5 protein-coding genes are annotated in these 4,115 nt (G+C 38.4%); all 5 read left to right on the top strand.

Features of this window, described 5'->3' with window-relative positions:
* The coding region (locus ACNQGX_RS18130) for a DUF8189 domain-containing protein (protein WP_417978688.1) at positions 1–783 on the top strand (783 nt) is incomplete at its 5' end.
* A 249-nt stretch (positions 784–1,032) separates the two neighbouring features.
* Positions 1,033–1,446 (top strand): GNAT family N-acetyltransferase, encoded by a 414-nt coding sequence (locus ACNQGX_RS18125; RefSeq protein WP_417978686.1) that lies wholly within the window; start codon positions 1,033–1,035, stop codon positions 1,444–1,446.
* The gene (gene pdxH / locus ACNQGX_RS18120; protein WP_417978684.1) at positions 1,428–2,009 is read left to right on the top strand and encodes a pyridoxamine 5'-phosphate oxidase; all 582 of its coding nucleotides are present in this window, start codon (positions 1,428–1,430) and stop codon (positions 2,007–2,009) included. The genes ACNQGX_RS18125 and pdxH overlap by 19 nt, the downstream gene beginning before the upstream one ends.
* 242 nt (positions 2,010–2,251) lie before the next feature.
* Positions 2,252–3,091 (top strand): alpha/beta hydrolase family protein, encoded by an 840-nt coding sequence (locus tag ACNQGX_RS18115; protein ID WP_417978682.1) that lies wholly within the window; start codon positions 2,252–2,254, stop codon positions 3,089–3,091.
* Positions 3,092–3,320: 229 nt separating this feature from the next.
* On the top strand, positions 3,321–4,115 hold a 795-nt coding region (locus ACNQGX_RS18110), incomplete at its 3' end, for an NAD(P)-dependent alcohol dehydrogenase (RefSeq protein WP_417978680.1).

The raw sequence follows: 4,115 nt of genomic DNA, 5'->3' as shown, positions 1-4,115 counted from the left end.
GGCGTATCTATAACTGATACCATGGGAGCCATTACGGTTGATGGAGGAAGACCTTACGTGTTTGTTAAAGGCAGTGACGGAAACCTCTGGGTTAATTGGTGGTCGGGTAGTGCATGGGGATGGTCGAATCAGGGAATTCCCTCATCGGGCGTATCTATAACTGATACCATGGGAGCCATTACGGTTGATGGAGGAAGACCTTACGTGTTTGTTAAAGGCAGTGACGGAAACCTCTGGGTTAATTGGTGGTCGGGTAGTGCATGGGGATGGTCGAATCAGGGAATTCCCTCATCGGGCGTATCTATAACTGATACGATGGGAGCCATTACGGTTGATGGAGGAAGACCTTACGTGTTTGTTAAAGGCAATGACGGAAACCTCTGGGTTAATTGGTGGTCAGGTAGTGCGTGGGGATGGTCGAATCAAGGTATTCCCTCATCAGGCGTATCTATAACTGACACCATGGGAGCTATTACCGTTGATGGTGGAAGACCTTACGTGTTTGTTAAAGGCAGTGACGGTAATCTCTGGGTTAATTGGTGGTCGGGTAGTGCATGGGGATGGTCGAATCAGGGAATTCCCTCATCGGGCGTATCTATAACTGATACGATGGGAGCCATTACGGTTGATGGAGGAAGACCTTACGTGTTTGTTAAAGGCAGTGACGGAAACCTCTGGGTTAATTGGTGGTCGGGTAGTGCGTGGAGTTGGTCACCCAATAGTGCGAGCGTCTCGTCTGCGTCTACAAGCAAAGTCAATTCAGAGCTATTTGTGGATTTATGATTAAGATAGGATTATATAGAAAAAGATGCTGAGAGGCGTCTTTTTTTATATGTGCTATTTTTCGCTATAATAAGGCAAACCATAATGGACAATTAAAACTATTTTGTATGTTTGGTATTGTGTAGTAAAAAAACGAAACAGACCTTCGCCAATCTACCCAAAAATGGTTGTATACACGAAGGTTTGTTTCGCATATATACTAGTTAGCAGCAAGCATTGAGCAACAACAACAACAACAACAACAACGAAATGAGCATAGAATATAGTTTTGACAAACGACCAACAACAGACCAAATAATTGAACTTTACGACAATGCAGGCTTGCCACGACCAACCTATGACAAAGAACGAATACAGAAAATGTTTGACAATTCAAATCTTATCGTTACTGCTTGGGACAACGATTTATTTGTTGGCGTCTCTCGTTCCATTACAGATTGGGTTTGGGCTTGTTATCTTTCAGACCTTGCAGTGAGAGACGAATACAAAGAAGAAGGTATTGGCAGACAACTCATAAACTTGACAAAGGAAAAAGTTGGCGACCAATCAATGGTTTTACTTCTATCAGTTCCAACAGCAATGGAGTATTACCCAAAAGTTGGGTTTGAAAAACAAGAAAGTAGTTTTATAATTAACAGAGCTGAATGGAAACTACACCAATAGAAATTTTTAGTAAGTGGTTTGACGAAGAACTAAAATTAACAAAGGTTAATATTCCGACTGCCTGTTGCTTATCAACTATTGGCACGGACCATTATCCAAATGCAAGATTTGTTTCAATCAAAGGAATTGTGGAAAACAACTTTATTGTAACGGGAACTATAACTTCCAGAAAAGGACTTGAAATAACCGAAACTAATAAGGTGGCATTAACTTTTTGGTGGTCAGAAACCGAAAGACAAGTTAGAATACAGGGAAACGCAACAGTCTTAAACAACAAACTTGCAGATAAATATTTTTCAGAACGTAACCGAGACAGTCAAATAGTTTCAATAGTAAGTAATCAAGGACAAACACTAAATGACATTGAAACACTAAACAAAAAATATCAAGAAGTACAAACAAATTTTTCAAACCAACTTTTGACAAGACCTGAAAATTGGGGTGGTTATCAAATAGAGCCTATCAGAATTGAGTTTTTAGAATTTAAGCCAACTCGTTTTCACGATAGAAAATTATATGAACTAACAAATGGACAATGGAAACAAACAGCGTTACAACCTTGACCCATAAAATGCCAGCTGCTAACAAACGTTTGGCAAAATGCAAAAATTAATTGGAATTACGATTCCGCAAGAAATAATTATTAATTAGACAATTGAGCGATTACGCAGTTTTGCACTTCGCCAAGCGCCAAAACGTTGTAGGCAATGCTAACGAAGACCAAGACAATTCAAAACAATTTTTAAATTAAACCAAAATGAACATTAACTTATTTCTTTGGTTATTATTAATAACTTTACCAGAAATGGTATTTTCTCAATCGGCCGACTTTACCATTCAAGATGTAAAGTTTGAAAGTCAAGGTGTCACTCTTGCAGGCTCGATTTTAACGCCTAAAAAAACATTTGCAGCAGTTGTAATTGTTCATGGGTCTGATCCTGTAAAAAGAGAAATGGAGTTCGCTAAACGTCTTGCCAAAGAAGGTATTGCTGTATTGACATATGATAAACGTGGAGTTGGAGAATCAGGCGGTGTATATGTAGGACCATCTGTTGGCACGAATAATATTGATACTACTAATCTTAATTTATTATCTCACGATGCAAGTTCTGCAGTAAATACATTTCGAACCTATTTAAAAGATAAAAAAACACCCATTGGATTAGTTGGCTTCAGTCAAGCAGGATGGATAATCCCAATTGCTGCAAGTAAAAATCAACAAATAGAATTTATGGTTTTATTTAGTTGCCCTACAATTACAACTCTAGAACAACTTCGATTTCAGTTTTATACTAATGGAAACAATGATTTTTGGGAAAATCATACAGAATCAGATGCTCGTGAACATACTAAAGATGACCCAGACAGGTATCAATTCGTGGCGACTGACCCACAAATTTCTCTGAATACTCTTTCAATTCCAGGACTTTGGCTTTTTGGTGAGAAAGATATACAGATTCCAGTAAAGTTGTGTATGGAGCAATTAAATACATTGAAAGCTCAAGGCAAACCTTTCGAATACACCTTGTTTTCGACATTAGGACACAATACTGCTTCTGGCAATATTACAGCACCAGTTGATATTTCAATTCAATGGATAAAACAGAAAGCTTCGAACATTAAGAAGTCTAAAGTATCAAAATAAAGCACTGCTTACAACAGCTACTACAACGGATTTGGGCAATAGGCTTTCCCGAAGTATCGGGAGGAAAATTGGTTTTGTATTTGGGATAATTTGCTTCGCCTGTTCGCTATCGCTCGGGTGGCAAATCCGAAAATAAGGCTTAATTTAATCCCAAACCCGCTGTAGTACCGTACCGGGACGTTAGTGGCAAGTATAGGAAACAACCTAGAAACAACAAAATATTTAGAAAATGAGAGCAATTGTATATTCCAAATATGGAGCACCGGAAGTTGCCAAATTGTTGGAAGTTCCTAAACCATTACCGAAAGACAACGAAGTATTGGTTAAGGTTTATTCGTCAACGGTAACCCGGACTGATTCCGGTTTCCGTAGTGCTGAATATTTTATTTCACGATTTTGGACTGGACTGTTGCGACCAAAATATCAAATACTGGGTTGTGAATTTTCTGGTATAATTGAAGAAATTGGGCAGCATGTAACAACATTTAAGAAAGATGATAGAGTTTTCGGGTTTAATGATAAAACCTGTGGAGGACATGGAGAGTATTTAACAATTACTGAAACTGATGCTATTACAACTATGCCTGACGGCTTTAGCTTTGACGAAGCTGCAGCCTTTACAGAAGGTGCACATTATGCCTTAGTAGATATAAGAGCAGCAAAAGTTGAACGTGGACAAAATGTTTTAGTTTACGGAGCAACTGGTGCTATTGGTTCTGCGGCTGTGCAATTATTAAAGCATTTTGGAGCAATAGTAACAGCAGTATGTAATACAAAAAACGTAGGTCTGGTAAAATCTCTTGGTGCAGATACTGTAATTGATTATGAAACGCAGGATTTTACAAAGACAGATGATAAGTTTGAATTCATCTTTGATGCAGTTGGAAAAAGTTCATTTGGACAATGCAAGCCTTTATTAACTGCAAAGGGAATTTACATTTCAACCGAATTAGGGAAAAACGGAGAGAATCTGCTTTTTGCTTTGACCACACCGCTTTGGGGTGGCAAAAGACTTTTATTTCCA

The sequence above is a fragment of the Flavobacterium glycogeni genome, from assembly GCF_048286775.1.
Taxonomy (GTDB): domain Bacteria; phylum Bacteroidota; class Bacteroidia; order Flavobacteriales; family Flavobacteriaceae; genus Flavobacterium.
Note: the sequence above shows the minus strand (reverse complement) of the source record. Positions and strands in the feature narration are given on the sequence as shown.